General features: G+C 42.7%; 19 protein-coding genes. 11 read left to right on the plus strand and 8 right to left on the minus strand.

Features of this window, described 5'->3' with window-relative positions; genetic code table 11:
* Nucleotides 1–177: 177 nt before the first annotated feature.
* The 3 genes from F2B13_RS14365 to F2B13_RS14375 all read left to right on the plus strand — a co-directional run bounded on the left by F2B13_RS14365 (nt 178) and on the right by F2B13_RS14375 (nt 2,331).
* Nucleotides 178–849: a hypothetical protein gene (locus F2B13_RS14365; RefSeq protein ID WP_149304508.1), complete on the plus strand. Its 672-nt coding sequence runs from the start codon at nt 178–180 to the stop codon at nt 847–849.
* Nucleotides 850–863: 14 nt separating this feature from the next.
* Nucleotides 864–1,235 (plus strand): hypothetical protein, encoded by a 372-nt coding sequence (locus F2B13_RS14370; RefSeq protein WP_149304509.1) that lies wholly within the window; start codon nt 864–866, stop codon nt 1,233–1,235.
* Between the two features lie 70 nt (nt 1,236–1,305).
* Nucleotides 1,306–2,331 carry a metallophosphoesterase family protein gene (locus F2B13_RS14375; protein ID WP_149304510.1) on the plus strand — a complete coding sequence of 342 codons (1,026 nt, stop codon included), beginning with the start codon at nt 1,306–1,308 and terminating at the stop codon, nt 2,329–2,331.
* A 10-nt stretch (nt 2,332–2,341) separates the two neighbouring features.
* Here F2B13_RS14375 and F2B13_RS20500 read toward each other — a convergent pair whose 3' ends face one another.
* Nucleotides 2,342–2,512: a hypothetical protein gene (locus F2B13_RS20500; protein ID WP_198440137.1), complete on the minus strand. Its 171-nt coding sequence runs from the start codon at nt 2,510–2,512 to the stop codon at nt 2,342–2,344.
* A 317-nt stretch (nt 2,513–2,829) separates the two neighbouring features.
* On the opposite strand from F2B13_RS20500, the gene F2B13_RS14380 reads away from it, so the two are divergent.
* Nucleotides 2,830–4,356: a GH3 family domain-containing protein gene (locus F2B13_RS14380; RefSeq protein ID WP_149304511.1), complete on the plus strand. Its 1,527-nt coding sequence runs from the start codon at nt 2,830–2,832 to the stop codon at nt 4,354–4,356.
* 8 nt (nt 4,357–4,364) lie between these two features.
* Here F2B13_RS14380 and F2B13_RS14385 read toward each other — a convergent pair whose 3' ends face one another.
* The gene (locus F2B13_RS14385) at nt 4,365–5,015 is read right to left on the minus strand and encodes a M48 family metalloprotease (RefSeq protein ID WP_232625244.1); all 651 of its coding nucleotides are present in this window, start codon (nt 5,013–5,015) and stop codon (nt 4,365–4,367) included.
* Between the two features lie 189 nt (nt 5,016–5,204).
* Between F2B13_RS14385 and F2B13_RS14390 the strand changes: the two genes are divergently transcribed.
* From F2B13_RS14390 to F2B13_RS14400, 3 genes are read left to right on the plus strand one after another with little or no spacing between them, the layout of a single operon-like run.
* Nucleotides 5,205–5,627, plus strand: coding sequence for an arsenate reductase family protein (locus F2B13_RS14390; protein ID WP_232623029.1), 423 nt, complete (start codon nt 5,205–5,207; stop codon nt 5,625–5,627).
* Nucleotides 5,624–6,157: a hypothetical protein gene (locus F2B13_RS14395; protein WP_149276483.1), complete on the plus strand. Its 534-nt coding sequence runs from the start codon at nt 5,624–5,626 to the stop codon at nt 6,155–6,157. The genes F2B13_RS14390 and F2B13_RS14395 overlap by 4 nt, the downstream gene beginning before the upstream one ends.
* 40 nt (nt 6,158–6,197) lie before the next feature.
* Complete coding sequence (locus F2B13_RS14400) at nt 6,198–7,742, plus strand: DUF748 domain-containing protein (protein WP_149304512.1); 1,545 nt, start codon at nt 6,198–6,200, stop codon at nt 7,740–7,742.
* Nucleotides 7,743–7,804: 62 nt separating this feature from the next.
* Here F2B13_RS14400 and F2B13_RS14405 read toward each other — a convergent pair whose 3' ends face one another.
* Together F2B13_RS14405 and F2B13_RS14410 are read right to left on the minus strand one after the other, a co-directional pair.
* Nucleotides 7,805–7,987, minus strand: a complete 183-nt coding sequence (locus F2B13_RS14405; protein ID WP_149276485.1) for a hypothetical protein — start codon at nt 7,985–7,987, stop codon at nt 7,805–7,807.
* A gap of 38 nt (nt 7,988–8,025) precedes the next feature.
* Nucleotides 8,026–8,187, minus strand: a complete 162-nt coding sequence (locus F2B13_RS14410; RefSeq protein WP_149276486.1) for a DUF1328 domain-containing protein — start codon at nt 8,185–8,187, stop codon at nt 8,026–8,028.
* A 237-nt stretch (nt 8,188–8,424) separates the two neighbouring features.
* On the opposite strand from F2B13_RS14410, the gene F2B13_RS14415 reads away from it, so the two are divergent.
* Together F2B13_RS14415 and F2B13_RS14420 are read left to right on the plus strand one after the other, a co-directional pair.
* A complete protein-coding gene (locus F2B13_RS14415; RefSeq protein ID WP_149276487.1) occupies nt 8,425–9,480 on the plus strand; it encodes a helix-turn-helix domain-containing protein in 1,056 nt (351 codons plus the stop codon).
* Nucleotides 9,481–9,614: 134 nt separating this feature from the next.
* Nucleotides 9,615–10,664: a helix-turn-helix domain-containing protein gene (locus F2B13_RS14420; protein WP_149304513.1), complete on the plus strand. Its 1,050-nt coding sequence runs from the start codon at nt 9,615–9,617 to the stop codon at nt 10,662–10,664.
* Here the strand turns inward: F2B13_RS14420 and F2B13_RS14425 are convergent.
* Entirely contained in the window at nt 10,661–11,344 is a 684-nt protein-coding gene (locus tag F2B13_RS14425) for an SOS response-associated peptidase family protein (protein WP_232623030.1), read from the minus strand. The genes F2B13_RS14420 and F2B13_RS14425 overlap by 4 nt on opposite strands.
* Nucleotides 11,345–11,750: 406 nt before the next feature.
* The gene (locus F2B13_RS20505; RefSeq protein WP_198439837.1) at nt 11,751–11,894 is read right to left on the minus strand and encodes a hypothetical protein; all 144 of its coding nucleotides are present in this window, start codon (nt 11,892–11,894) and stop codon (nt 11,751–11,753) included.
* A gap of 154 nt (nt 11,895–12,048) precedes the next feature.
* Between F2B13_RS20505 and F2B13_RS14430 the strand changes: the two genes are divergently transcribed.
* Nucleotides 12,049–12,264: a hypervirulence associated TUDOR domain-containing protein gene (locus tag F2B13_RS14430; RefSeq protein WP_149304514.1), complete on the plus strand. Its 216-nt coding sequence runs from the start codon at nt 12,049–12,051 to the stop codon at nt 12,262–12,264.
* 13 nt (nt 12,265–12,277) lie between these two features.
* Here F2B13_RS14430 and F2B13_RS14435 read toward each other — a convergent pair whose 3' ends face one another.
* Together F2B13_RS14435 and F2B13_RS14440 are read right to left on the minus strand one after the other, a co-directional pair.
* Entirely contained in the window at nt 12,278–13,204 is a 927-nt protein-coding gene (locus F2B13_RS14435) for a mechanosensitive ion channel family protein (protein WP_149304515.1), read from the minus strand.
* Between the two features lie 2 nt (nt 13,205–13,206).
* Nucleotides 13,207–14,301, minus strand: coding sequence for a DNA topoisomerase IB (locus F2B13_RS14440; RefSeq protein ID WP_149304516.1), 1,095 nt, complete (start codon nt 14,299–14,301; stop codon nt 13,207–13,209).
* A gap of 405 nt (nt 14,302–14,706) precedes the next feature.
* Here F2B13_RS14440 and F2B13_RS14445 point away from each other — a divergent pair, with 405 nt between their 5' ends.
* Nucleotides 14,707–15,333 carry a DUF2652 domain-containing protein gene (locus F2B13_RS14445; RefSeq protein WP_232623031.1) on the plus strand — a complete coding sequence of 209 codons (627 nt, stop codon included), beginning with the start codon at nt 14,707–14,709 and terminating at the stop codon, nt 15,331–15,333.
* Nucleotides 15,334–15,341 lie beyond the last annotated feature (8 nt).

Raw genomic sequence — 15,341 nt, forward strand, 5'->3', positions numbered from 1 at the left:
TCGGACCGACTTGATAGTGCCTGGCTATTTACAGCAGGGTTTAAATCCAAGAGGTACTTAGCCACTTGCCGATAAATCACGGCTATACTTCAATTGGATCAGTGACCAAGCGGTAAAACATCCCAATCGCAATATTGGTTTGCCCGAACCGTAGCAATACGACTGAAAAATATTGAAATGAATAGCATCAAAAAAATCACTGCTGTTATTTGGTTTACTTGTACAGCCTTGAATTTATTCGGACAATCTGAAAGTATCAAATTCAATGAAGTTTATAAGTTGATAGAAACAAAGAATTTCTTCAAAGCCAAGGAAGTCTATTACGCCCACAAAAATACGTTCCCCATTGAGTATCAAAATTTCACCGAGGCTATTTTATATAACGCTTTCAACCAAATAGATAGCTCAAAAAAGAAAATAGCTGATTTACGCCACCATAAAATGACTATTCCCGATTCGTTAAGGTTGGCAATTGAAAAAACACAAAAAGATAATGCGCTCAAATGTTATGATTACAAAGAGGCAAAGCAAAATGTGGAAATCATGGCCAATGCCACGAATGTGGTTTCCCACGATTTTAAGAGCGGTATAGTGAAGGTCGGGGTGCGAACTGTCGGTGGCGACTTGGTCGATGCTACGGTCAATTTTTTTGAAAAGACCACGGGTACCAATGTAGCGGCCGGCAGAACCTATACGTCGGCAAATAGTAATCCACGTTCGTTTACACTCAACCCGGGCACCTATGGCGTAAAAATCGTGACCTTAGGCCCCCACAAGGGGCATATCGAGACCATTACCCTTACGCTAAAGCAGGGAGAGACCTTGGAAAAAATCATTATCCTACCCTAAAAGATGCGATTACAATGGCCCATAAGATGTTGAAACCCTATAGCTGGCTGTGCTACCTCTTGGTACCGATACTCTGTTTTTTTATCGGGCTAAGCCTAGCGGGCTTTGTGGGTGCGGGAAAGGGACAAGGGTTGGCGGCCGGAGCCATCGTATTGGGCTATGGAGTGATCGGTGCCGCTATTGGCATAGTAATCGCCCTGCTCTTGACCAGCAACTTGTCGCGAAAGACCTTGATCCGCCTGAACGGTATCGTGGCCTTAAGCATCGCCTTCTTTTATGGCTATTACCACATCCGGTATAAGGCACGGGAAAGAGAGCGGGCGCAGGAAGAGCAACTGGGCGAACCGAAGCGCAGCCCTACCGGCCCGACCACGGATACGCCCTGATGAAATTGTGGTATAGTTGACCCTTTCTCCAATAACTCCAAGTTTCCCGAAAATTGAACATCTTTGTCCTATGAAAAAAGACATAGCACCCATAGATGGTGAACTAAAGGAGCCATTGAGCGGCAGAAGACACTTTCTTAAAACTACGCTCACGGCCAGTATGGCCTTTGCCCTTCCTGCTGGGGTCGCGGCCGCGTTCCGAAATACTAAAAGGCCGATCAAAATCGGCCTGATTGCTGATCTGCACCATGATATCATACACGATGGGTTACAGCGTATGAACGTCTTTCTCGAGGCCGTAGATACCCAGCGTCCCGACGCCATTTTACAACTGGGCGATTTTGCCTATCCCGGGCCGGTCAACAAAGCAGTAATCGATCGGTTCAACAACGCCCATGATACCGCCTTGCATGTTATCGGCAATCACGATACCGATGCGGGCTACACCACCGACCAATGCCTGTCGTATTGGGGTATGCCAGCGCGTTACTATACTACTGTGGTGGGGGGCATCCATTGTATCGTACTCGACGGTAATGATACGGGATCGCCAGACTATACAGGAGGTTACCCTTCCTATATCGGCCCCGAGCAGCTTTCATGGTTGGAAAATCAATTAAAAACGATCGAGGGACCTATCGTGGTGGTCTCTCACCAGCCTTTGGCCGGCATTTCGGCCATCGACAATGCCGAAGAAGTACAAAACTTATTGGCCACGGCAGCCGATAAAGTACTCTTTGCCCTCAACGGGCATACCCATATCGACCTCTTGCTCAAAGTACAGGGTATTCCCTACCTACATCTCAATTCGGCCTCTTACCTTTGGGTGGGTGACCAATACAAGCATGAGAGCTACACAAAAAAAATCCACGGGGCACACCCGTGGATTTCAAATACTTGTCCGTATAAAGAAGCTTTGTTCGCTTTTTTGACTATCGATCCCAATACCCTTTCGGTTACCCTTGAAGGGCGAAAGAGCGAATGGGTGGGCCTACCTCCCGATCGTCTTGGGGTGACCACCTATACCGAACTGACGTTGGGCGAGGAAGTGGCCCCTAGAATCCGAGACCGGCACATCTTAAGGCCGAAGCGCTAACGCCCTCTGTTTAGTACATGCGATAAGACGGTGTGCTAGTCGCCAAACTTTCTTTAGCGGCCTTTCTGTTGTGCTTCCTGACCTTAAGCTGATTTTCCTTCTGTGCGGTCATGGAAGTCACCAAGTTTGTACCGCGTCTTTTTACGTTTCTGGCGTGGGTACCTTTTTTATATTTTTCCATATCATTAAATTTTTAACCTATAATTAACAATAACTTAAAATAAGTTCTTATTATTGCGAATATCGCAAAATATATTTTCGATGCAAAAATAGTAAATATTCATTTTTCGAGAAGGATTTTTAATGAAATTTTAAGGGCTATCCTAAGGAAAAATTGATCGTCAAATTTTGCCGTATCGATGGAGGTTGTACCGGTCTGATTTCGTGCCTATTCCCCGTTCGGGAGAAAAGATTTCCAAAGCAGTCAACCGATAGTGCTAATGAGTAAAGAATATAGGATGTGAATTCTTAGTTTTGCGTCTTAATCCATCCATTTATATGAACATCATAGGCAATTTGATCAAAGGGGTCATTGAAATTACCGATAAAGTGACCGGTGAATCCAATCCCGTCGAAGAACAACGGGAGGTATTGAAGTCCCTTTTGGAAAAGGCAGCCGATACCGAATTCGGCAAGCAATACGATTTTAAAGGCTTATTGAAGGAAGAGGACATCGAAAAAGCCTTCGCGGCTAAAGTACCTTATTTCGATTATAACAAGATACATTCCGAATGGTGGCACCGCTTGCAAGAGGGTGATGAAGATATTACATGGCCGGGCAATCCCGATTATTTTGCCTTGAGCTCGGGTACGACGGGCAAGAGCAGCAAACGTATTCCCGTAACCGATGCGATGGTCGAGGCCATTCGCCAGGCGGGAATCAAACAAGTATTGGCGCTGAGTAATTTCGACTTACCCCCTGATTTTTTTGAAAAGGGTATTCTCATGTTGGGGAGCTCGACCGATCTTGCCGAAAACAATGGGCACCTCGAAGGGGAGATCAGTGGCATTAGTGCGAGCAACATTCCCTCTTGGTTCAGGGGCTACTACAAGCCTGGGGAGGAAATCGCAAAAATGGACGATTGGGACGAGCGGGTCGCCAAAATTGTCAAGGAGGCCCCCAATTGGGATATCGGGGCACTGAGCGGCATTCCCTCTTGGATAGAACTCATGCTCAAGGAGGTCATCAAGGCCCATGACTTAGACCACATACACGACATTTGGCCCAACCTGCAGGTGTATACTTCGGGGGGCGTGGCCTTTGGGCCCTACGAGAAAAGCTTCAACGCCCTTATGGGCAAGCCCATTACGATCATCGACACCTATCTGGCCTCAGAAGGTTTTATCGCTTTTCAGAGCCGACCCGATACCGAGGCGATGCAACTCGTGACCGATAACGGAATCTATTTCGAGTTTGTGCCTTTTGATCCAGATGATATCAACGAAGATGGGTCCCTTTCCCAAGATGCGAAGGCCCTTACCCTCGCTGAGGTGGAAGAAGAGCAAGACTACGTACTGGTCATCAGTACCGTGGCAGGGGCCTGGCGCTATATGATCGGTGATACTATCAAGTTCACCGACCTGAAAAAGGCCGAGATAGAGATTACGGGCCGTACCAAGTTTTTTTTGAATACGGTGGGATCACAGCTTTCCGTCAATAAGATGGACGATGCCATAAAGCATTTGGAAGAAACTTTCGATATAAAAATTTCAGAATATACCCTCTGCGCCAAAAAATATGAGGATGGGTTTTATCATTCTTGGTACTTGGGCACCGACGCCCATTTGGAAGAGGAAAAGGTCGTTTCGGAACTCGATACTTTTTTGAAAGAGGCCAACAAAAACTATAAGGTGGCCCGTTCAAAGGCTCTCGAAGGTGTCAAGGTGAATATCGTGGATGCCGATGTGTTCTACGAATGGAACGACGCGAATAAAAAGAAGGGTGGCCAGGTCAAAATGGAACGTGTGATGAAAGAGGACAAGTTCGCCGATTGGGAAGATTTTGTAGCAAAACAGAAAGGCTAGAACCCTGGTCAATCACGGGCCTCTTCAAGGGAGGCATCCCGCGCTTCTACCATGTCCATAATCTCTTCTGGCGAAACGTATAGGCGTTTGATGCGCTCGACATACGCTTTCGATATGCCGGCTTTGGTGAGGATAAATTCTTTGGTAGCCAAAATATAATCTTCTAGACCATGGGCTACGGCGAAAGTATCTGCCCGACGCTCGGCCGCCCTAAGAAATTTTTTGGAGAATATATAGCCAAATCCGAAACCGATCAAATTCAGTCCACTTCGATGCTTGAAGTCCATGATATGCCCTAGTTCATGGCCCAGCCAACCGACCATAATCTCCGAAGGCATGTCTTTAGTGCGATATACACTATCGGCAATCTTGATGCGTTCACTGATCAGTATTTTATAGCCCCGTTTTTTTTTGTTCTTAAAAAGGTCTCCGAAGACGGGCTGGGCCTGCATGGTCGATTTCTTTATTTTTTCTTTGAACTTAAATTCTATCGGGGTCTTCGCTAATTCGGGATAATGCGATAGGGCTATTCGGGCCTCTTTTTCAATGACCTCGGGTATTTGGTACTGGGCGTTCGCAGGCATTAAAGTAGCAACGGTTAGAATAATAATAAGGTGATATAGGCCAAAGCCTACATATTTGATCTTGTGATAGACCATAATAACATCATCTGGAGTGCGTGAGGCACTTGTATTAAAATGGCGTCCCTATATTGAAGGGGTCTGGTGCATCATGCACGGATACAATATAGGGCAAATATAGGCCAATCGCCAACAGGATCGTAATACGAACACAATTGTGACCAATTGAGTCAATATGAAGACCGAATGTATACTAATTTTATGCAAATGAAGACAATGGACTCCATAGCGAAAGAAAAGAATCAAATTACCTTGTTCTTTAGTTCCGAAAACTCTTTGGGCAAGCAAGTACAGGCTTATGTAGAATCGGCCGATAAAAAAGTATTGGGGGTAGATATTTCCAAGACGAAAGTTACGGGTACACAATGGTCTGAAATCGCCGAAGGTCTTGGAGTCGATATTTCCGATCTGATAGACAAGGAACACCCAGATTTTAAGAACGAATACGGCGATAGCGATATCAATCTCGACTGGAACGATTGGCTGAAGGTATTGGAAAAAAGTCCCCATGTTCTAAAATATCCGGTTGCCATTGATGGTGACGACTATATTCCACTGAAAACCGCAGCCTCTTTTAAGGAGCACTTTACGGCCGATAGCGCTGGTATAGAAAAGCCTTATAACACTTGAAACTTAGCAGGTATACGAAGCGCGCTGTCGTAGGGGGGGCTATCTCAATGGTCATCATGCTTACAGGAACCTTATTGCTCGGTGAGTTGAGCGGTTACGAAGCGAAATCCCTGATTAAAAACTCCATTTCCGGTATCAATACACTCTGCAATACGATCGCCTTGGCATCGGCTACCATTCTTGCCCTTTTACTGACCGTCTTGGGCATTAGCTCTTCGGCAAAATCACACCTAAAAAAAGACCACTATAAGCAGATTCTTGAGATTGCACGATTGGATTCCATTATATTTGTGAGTGCGGTGATCAGTTTTCTTCTATTTAACCTTCCAGTTACTGAATCAGAGAACCTCCCCAGCGATTGGTTTAGCACTGTTTACTATATTTCTCTGGCAATTTCAAGTATCTTAAGTGCCGCATTGATAGTGGTGGTACTGATGCTGTACAATACCGTGGTCAACATCATCAAAATTGTCGGCCTGGGTTTGGAAGATCATCCATTGGCGGCTTCCGATGACGAGAATGTAGCCTAGTTCCCCATTTCATTGACAGACCAACAATCGAACAATAGTTATGAAAAGAGTGCTCCTTTATATATTTATTCCCTTAACGTGCATCATAGCGCTCTATTATGTCGTTCAATGGCAGGCAAAGGCAAGTTTGGAAGATGTCTTGCAACGGAAACTGCCGCCCCACATTACTTTTTGGTATCAAGACCTTACCGTAGACGTTTTGTCTGGCAGTATCCATTTTTCCGAACCTTTTTTAGAAATTTCAAATAAAAAGACCGGCCGTAACGGGCTAAGCCTCAGGGCCACTTCGATCAGTATTGAAGACATTCACTATTGGACATTGCTCAACACTAAGAAAATACGGGTAGGTACCTTTGCTATCGATCGTCCTGATATTACCTATCGGGAATACGATTCCGTCGCACAAAAGGAAAAGGATACGATAGGCCTATCGCGGTACGTCGAAGTGGACGATTTCAACCTTGTCGATGGGCAGCTTAGCGTTTTGACCACCTCGAACGACACCGTGTTGAAAGGAGAAAGGCTGAATGCCGAAATCAAAGGGTTTTTGACCAAGCCCGAACTGATCAACGAAAGGATACCCTTCACGCAAGAGTCTTTTGAGGTGGACATGGAGAATATCGAAGCACCTTCCGGTGCTTACGAAAACTTGGGTGTTTCGAAAGTGCACTTCGACGATCAAGCGTTGGCGGTAGAAGGTATCTCTTTCAAGACCAAGTATACCCGACAAGAACTGAGCCGTACCCTAGAGAGGGAAAGGGATCATTTTAATCTTGAAATTCCCGAGGCCACCCTCTCCGGATTACAATTTGAATTTCGAAACGATAGCCTTTTTATAGGGGCGAAAAGGGGCCAATTGACAGGAGTGGACCTAACCGTGTATCGCGATAAGGGTCTTCCTGACGATTTGAGGGAGAAAAAGCTCTATGGTAAAATGTTGAAGAATCTACCGTATCAGGTCGACATTGAGGAAATCGATATTTCAGATGCCCGAGTGGTGTACGAAGAAGAGGTGGCAAGCCACTCGGAACCTGGGTTGCTGAGCTTTGAAGAAATCAATGGTACTATCAAAAATATATCTAATTTGGTCGACGAAAAGGGAGATTTGGAAGTTTCGCTCCACAGTCAGCTTATGGGGCAGGGTGAATTACAGCTTGATTGGTCTTTTTCGGTACGGGACGCCGATCAGCGGTTTTTGGCATCAGGAAGCCTAGGGTATTTGAATACTGCCAGCCTGAACAAGTTTCTGGAGCCCAATTTGCGTGTCGGTGTCGAAGGACAGATTCAGCAACTATACTTTACAATTAGTGGTGATCAGTATATCTCGAACGGAGATGTCAAAATGCGGTATGAAGACTTTAGGTTCAAGGTGTTGGATAAAGACCGATCGAAGATTAAAAAAGTATTGACCTTCATAGGCAATTTGTTCGTGTCAGATGGGTCGAAGGCCGACGCACAGGGCTACCGGTACGGGGATATTGAAGATGTGAAGCGTGATACTACCAAATCGTTTTTTAATTATCTGTGGATCAGCCTCCAAGACGGGGTGGTCAGTGTACTTTCGGGTAATGGCAAAAAAGAGTAAGAATAGGGCATAAAAAAAGGGCAAAACTAATCTTGCCCCTTTTTTATCTTATTCAATAGCAATTAGTTATCGTCGACCGCATCTTCGACTTCGTCGCCTACTTCCTCTGCACCTTCTTCAATACCGTCACCGACTTCTTCGACACCGTCTTCTATTTTTTCCCCAGTCGATTTTTCTTCCCTGCAGCTCATGGCTACTCCCATGGCAAATACTGCAAAAGCAAATATGTAAAGTGATTTTCTCATAATTGTATGTTGATTAGTAAATATTTAAAGTTTTAAAATCAAAGTATCTTTTTTCCTCGTAACAGTGAGATGACAAAGAGTATCAAGAATATAAAAAAGAGTACTTTGGCGATTCCGGCAGCACCTGCCGCTATACCTCCAAATCCGAAGACGGCGGCTATAATTGCCAATACGATGAAAATAATTGTCCATTTTAACATAATATGATTATTTAAAGGGTTGTATGTGTAGTAGAGGGCCTATCCCTCTCATAGTCACAAAGATGGCGCTATTTGGGGAGATGGAGTTGTGCAATCCACCGAATGGTTAACTCTATTAGATGGCAACATGCAACCTGATTTGGTAGACAGGCTTAGGGATAGGGAAGGGCAAATTAAAAAAAGAGAAAAAATGCGGGAATTATAGTATCTTGTGAATTCTTTCAGCCGAACTACGCAATGGAAACTAAAAAGAAAGCCGACGAATTAAAGGATTGGACCGTGATTGAGGTGGCTCAAGACATTGCGGAGCGCCTGAACGTCGACTATGAACAGGAGAATAACGAGATATGGTTGAACATACCTGAAGAAGTTGGCGAAGGTACAGTACGCGCCTTAGCGTTCTCTCATGGAGTCGGCATATTGAACTTGGAAGTGAAACTAAAAAAGGAAGTACGATTTGAGTTTAATCAATCTTGGGTACAGCCACTCAAGATTATCTTTAACCGAAAGTCCCCATTCGTCCATCAATTTTCAGAGGAGGAAGAAATTCATGAAATCGAGCATTTGGAAAGTGCCATCATCTCGTGTACTAGCAGAAACGGTAACGTCATCACTTTACCTGCCAATGAACCCATTTGCTTGTTCAACCTAGAATTGAACCGAAAGCTTTTCGAAGAAAAAATCGAGAATTTTCTTCCTGAAATGAACGAGGAATTGGAATCTCTTTTCAGGGATGTGAATGGGGTTAACCTCTTCTTTTACAAGGGAAACTACAGTCTTGATATCGCCCGATGTATCGAAGATATAGGTGATTATGGGGATACGGGTCTTACGAAAAGTGTCTTCGTCGAGGGAAAATGTTATGAGATATTGGCACACTACCTAAAACAATATCTCGATGATCTTGACAGCCCGGGTAAACGGCAAATTCTTCGTAAAGCCACGGTAGAAAAAGTAAAAAAAGCCGCTAAGATTATTAACGACGATTTGAACGAAGTCGATAATATTAAGACTTTAGCCAACAAGGTCGGGCTAAATCAGAATTCACTTCAAAACGGTTTTCAAAAACTTTACGGTGCCTCCGTCAACAATTATATTCGTAATGCCCGCATGGAAATGGGTAAAACCTTGATCGAACAAACAGATTTGAACATTTCCGAGATAACGTATAAAATTGGCATCAGTTCGAGAAGTTACTTTTCAAAACTTTTTAAAGAGCGATTTGCCATGAGCCCGACGCAATATCGTAAAAAGGCGGAACAAAAAAATGATAAGTCCGAAAACTCCGACTAATTTGGCCTTTTTAATTCTCCCATTCAAGTAAACCGATCAAAATTGTCAACTAACGTTTCATAATTGTTATCGTATCTTATAGGATTCGGATTTCTTTGTGTATTACCCCAGATTTTTCTTAGAGGAAATGTACCATGTTCGAAATTGTTATTACGAGTAATAAAGATGAAAAGCTCCTTTCACAAATCCATACCTGTCTAGGAGGAACCCTTAGCGATACTGGTGGAGGCTCTGTACTTCGCTTTGATAATGACGTGGGCAAGGGTGTTGTACGAAATATCAGTTTCGATGGCGGGATATCCCTTCTTGATTGCGATGTGACATTGTCAAAAGAGGTAACCCTTTTATTCAAGGCATCCGACGTAAGTCCGATCAAGTTTTTGTTTATTTCAGAAGGTACGCTCAACTATAGTGTAGGGAATGCCGAGGAACCCATTGTGTTTGAGCGGTTTCAGAACATTATAGTTTCCGAAGAGCGTTTGGCGAAAAAAGGATATGCCTATGCGGCTTCCAACAGATTAAAATTGAATTGTATACGGATATCCCGGAAAGCGTATCTGAAGAAAAAAAATAATAACGTCAATACGCTCGATTCTAAATTGCGACGGGTATTCACCGACACGAAGGGTGCAAAAGCCTATTTACTTCAAGGAGGCTATAATCTGAAAATTGCCGATGAAATAAAGAAACTGAACGAAGTACCGCACAAAGGCATGTTCAGCACATTATCCATTGAAGGAAGAGTCTATCTGATATTGGCACTCCAGCTTCAAGAACATGATACCTTCTTGACCGAAGGTGCGCTGCCACACTCCTTGTCGAGACAAGATATTAAAAAGATTCATGAGCTGACCGATTTTATCTTGACCAATATTTCAAGACCCATAACGGTTGAAGTACTCGCAAATGCATCGGGTCTCAGTGCGAAAAAACTGCAACTGGGGTTTAAAATGTCGTATTCAAAAACGGTGAACGGGTATGTCAGGGAATTAAAACTGAAATTGGCCCGCGATTATCTCAAAAATACGGACCTCTCAATTTCCGAAATCGTTTATGCCGTTGGTATCAAGAGCCGAAGTTACTTCTCAAAAATATTCTTTGAAGCTTACGGACTCTTGCCCACCGATTATAGAAAGCAGTTGAAATTGGGCAAGCATACAAATACTGAAAATCAAGAGCCCTAGTAATCGTAAGGCTCCAACATGCTATCGTAGGTGATATCATGGTTAAATAGTTCTTTGGCTATGGAATAAGATTGAAAATGATCGCCTTCAGGTTGTTGCAGAAGTTGTTGACATGAATATAGCGACGTATTGTGATCAAGCCAACTTTTTGTGTCGGTACGATCGATGATGAGCGGGGCCGTATGAACCATATTCTGTGTTTTTTCGATGAAGGTGTTGGCTTTGCCAAGGAGTAGGGAGCAGGTATAGAAACCATCTTCGAGAATGGTATAAATGCCAGCAAGATAGAAAGGATCGCCATTTTTGCGGCTGATAAAATGTGGAAAGCTTTCTCCATTCTTGATATAAGAGGTAAAAAAACCGGTTACGGGAATAAGGCACCTACTGCTTCTAAGGGCGGCCGCATACCACAGATTGGAATTCATAGCCTTTATGTGAAAATGTAAGGTGTTCGAAAGATTTTGAAAGACGACCCAATCTTCTACGTAGTTTTTGGGTAGCATGCCCCAAATGGACCATACTAATTTGTCGTTTTCTTCCATGGAAATAATCGGAATCGAAACTTCGTTCAATCCATTGATCAGTACTTGGGGGCTATAAAGATTAGGATATTTGAATGAAGCTCCCGTCCATTTTTCTATAATCTCCTTCTGCGCTGTATTCGATAGCCTGAAATACATCCTTCTCATTTTAGTAGGTGTAAGTAAAGACAAATAGACCACTTTATTTGTTGCATATCGAATAAATAATGACACGAAAATTAATGACCAACGATGCGCGAAAGACCGATATGTCAAAGACTCTAATTTTCGTTTCTAAGCGGTTCTTTTCAAAAGGAAGCCTCTTTAATCAAAGTATATTTTTTCTCAATTATAATCCCTAGGTATGGATAGATTTTTCGTTCTCCTGTGAATAGTAATTTTAAGGTAGAGTGAAGGTCTCGTTCTTCGATTGCCGCCATTCTCCATTTAGATCAAATCATCTTGTATGAGATAGTTGCCAATGATGGACGTATTGTTAACGAATAGTCCTGACCAAAAAGACAAGGAAATTAGCATGAATCTCGCAGTGGGGAAGTTCGCGCAATTAGTTATTTTCAAAAGCACTTACAATTTTCTTCGATACATACTTTTTCAGGTCTTCGAAGAACATGCGTAGAAATCCTATGGTCACAACCACTACAGCCAATACAATAAAAAGTCCCACCACAAAAATTAGAGTAGTTTTCATATAAATATTTTGAATCAAAAGTATAAGCTTTGCTGATTTGCCGTTAATTGATTACCATAAAAAATTGATTCTTTTCAAAAGAATTAATTCGATTATCGAATGGATCAATATGGGTAGTCAAGAAGGGTTTTTTTAGCATGATAAATTCATGGAAATGATTAAAGAAGGAACGAGAGTGCGATGGTCATGGGGTAATGGGGTAGCCGAAGGAGAGGTGGTAAAAACCTACACCGACACCGTAACCAAGACTATTAAAGGTACCGAAGTTACCCGTAAGGGCGAGCAAGGTGATAAGGCCTTGTATATCCGGCAAGACGACGGCGATCATGTACTCAAGGCCGAAAGTGAAGTGCAGCGCTGCACAGACTAAGTTTTTCAACAGGTCATTCGCCTGATCCGCCGTTATTGTTTTTTTTGCCGTTGGATATATTCTTGCCTTCCTGCGGTAGGGTAAAGCGCTCAGGAAAATCCAATGTCCGGATGGGAAACGGAATATTGATGTTGTTTTCATCAAAGGCCTTTTTGATGAAGATCATAGCATCTGTTTTCGCCTTGGCTACCTCTAGAGCCGAGGTTGACTCGATCCAGAATCGGGTTTCAAAATTTATGGAACTATCCCCGAATTCTTGGTAGAGAAAAATAATCTCGTCACGGTTGTCTATAGAACCAAAATTCTCTAGAATGGTATTTTGCACGAGATTCCGTACAAATTCAAGGTCGGAGGAATATTCCACACCACAATTTAAGATGACCCGTGATTGCGCCGTCGTAGAAAAATTCTTTATCGGGTTTTCTACGACCAGTTTGTTCGGAAGGTAAACCAAGTTATTATCTGGTTGTTTTAAGGTTACAGACCTTAGGTCAAGGTCGACCACCTCTCCTTCAAAACCGTTGGTCTCTATCCAATCACCGAACTTTATATGCTTTATATATGACAGTACAATTCCAGAATAGGTATTTGCCAAGGCACCTTGTAGTGCCAGCCCCACCGCTAGACCAACGACCCCTGCACCGGCAAGAATGGTGTTCAGTGCTCGGCTGAGGTTGAGGATGCCCAAAACCAAAAATATACCTAAAAGCACCACTGCTATGGAGACCATTTTCGATAATAGGCTTTTCATGGAGGCCTGAAGTTTGGTTTTATCCAAAAGCCGGGAGACCCCATTGCTAATATACCTTGAACTGATGAGGGCAATAATGAAGACGAAAATTGCAATGAGTATGTTAGGTAGATTCAAGATAAGGGCATCGAACCAAGATTCCAGCTTAGCAATCATTTCCGACCAGGCATTCTCAAATTGTTCTTTCATAGTTAAAGGGTTATGTTCTTTAAGGGTTGGTATGTTTTAATTCTTTGAAGTACCGCTTTTTCACTAGGCGAATGGAAACCATCTGCATTGAAGGCGTCAACTTTTTTAAAAAGGTCGAAAAGACGCTCATTTTCATAGTCTTCGACCAAAAGTGGATGCACGTAGTATTTTCTACAGACATTCCTCGTATTTCCAAGTTCATGGGCCACCTTGTCGAAGGCTTTTAGTGTATTTTTGTGTAGTTCTTTTTCATCATGGGTTTTTGGCATATCAAGCAGGGTTTCAAAGAAGATAATAGTACCTGACCACGTTCTAAAATCTTTTGCGGTAAAGGGCTCTCCGGCGATTTCATGAATATAGTCGTTGACCATGCCGCTATCTATTGAGGTTTTTTGCCCGTCTTCATCATAAAACTGAAAAAGTTCCCAGCCCGGTATTTCCTCACATTGGCTGACCAATCTTCTTAGCTTTTTGTTCCGGAGGGTAACGCGATGCTTTTTTCCTTTTTTACCGGTAAATTCGAACCTGAGTTTGGTCTTGAAAATCTTGAGGTGTCTATTTCTTAGCGTGGAAAGTCCGTACGTTTTGTTTCTTTTTGCGTATTGTGCATTGCCTACGCGAATATGGGTCTCTTCCATAAGCTTTATGATTAAGGCAGTGACCTTATCTTTGGGCCAGCCCGGTAAGGAGATGTCTTGTTCGACCCGTTTTCGGATTTTGGGTAGTAATTCACCGAAGGATAACATTTTATAGAATTTGGTCCGGTTTCTAACTTTCAGCCAGATGGGATGATATCTATATTGCATCCTCTTTTTCATATCATAGCCAATGGCCTGCAAGTGTGCATTCGAAAGAGGGGCTATCCTCACATCGGCCCAGGCGGGCGGAATCGCTAACCCTTTGATTCGCTCTAGATCCGATTTTTTCTTTAAAGGTTCGTCATCTAGTAAATATTGAAACGTATCGTTTTTTTTAATCCTTAGAATATTGAGTTCGTCCCGTGGTACATAGATAAGATCGAGATGACCCGCAATCAATGTTGGTTCGCTTAGTATTTGCTGTAAGCGGTTGACTTTTTTATAGGTTCTGACTGACAACGAGTAATGTATTATTAGAGGATCGACGCAAATTTGGTAAAAAAAAAGTGCTAAAATGGCCGCAATAACTGAGGCAGGTTGAAACTATGTTGGATTCAACCATTTTTCATACCTGATGTAGCACTCGAATAAAGCTAAAAAAGTGGCCCTTGGAAAGATTGCTGTATCGGTATTTTCCTTGACTAAAACGATATGTTTATTGTTTCCTGGCCTACCCTTCGGACATTTATCAAATAGACTACTATTTCCTGTGTTTGAGGTATTAAATAATTCAGGTTCGGCATACTTTTGAAAAGGCTGCTCCACAAGATGAAAAAAGTATGACGTAAGCCTATGAGCGACAGATGCCATTCACTTAACGAGATGAACATGCTTCGAGTGGCACATGTAAATTAATACGAAGCTATGAAGAAATTGAAAACCGAACCTATTTTACTTTGCATACCCGATATCAGCGGGTTCACCAAATTCATGAGCGATACCGATTTTGAATTAAGTTCAAAAGTTATCCCTACGCTGCTGAATAAAATTATTTACTCTAACGAAATTGGTTTGAAAGTATCCGAAATCGAAGGCGATGCCGTACTCTTCTACAAATCGGGTAAAATGCCACCGCTGCCGAAATTGGTTAGCCAATGCGCTTATTTTTATACTGAGTTTTATAAGCAGTTAGAACAGTTAAAGGACGATAATAAAGAGATCAAGAAAGCATTGAAAATTCCGGAAGTCCTAGGACTTAAGATTATTTTGCATTACGGAGAAGAGGTCGCAATGACCAAAGTGGGTAACTATATCAAACTTCTTGGTGAAGATGTTATTATCGCCCATAGGCTGTTGAAGAATAAAATTAGATTGACCGAGTATCTTCTTTTATCGGAAGGACTTACCAATTATTACGGTGTCGATGACCTGCAGGAGAAGTTCAATTGGGGCAAGCTGAAAGAGAACTTTACCGAATACGATCATGTGGGCAAGATTAAGTACCACTATATTAATTTAGAGCCACTGACTAAAAAGCAAGACGAACGATAAACTTTCCG

Source organism: Pareuzebyella sediminis, from assembly GCF_008367235.1.
Taxonomy (GTDB): domain Bacteria; phylum Bacteroidota; class Bacteroidia; order Flavobacteriales; family Flavobacteriaceae; genus Pareuzebyella; species Pareuzebyella sediminis.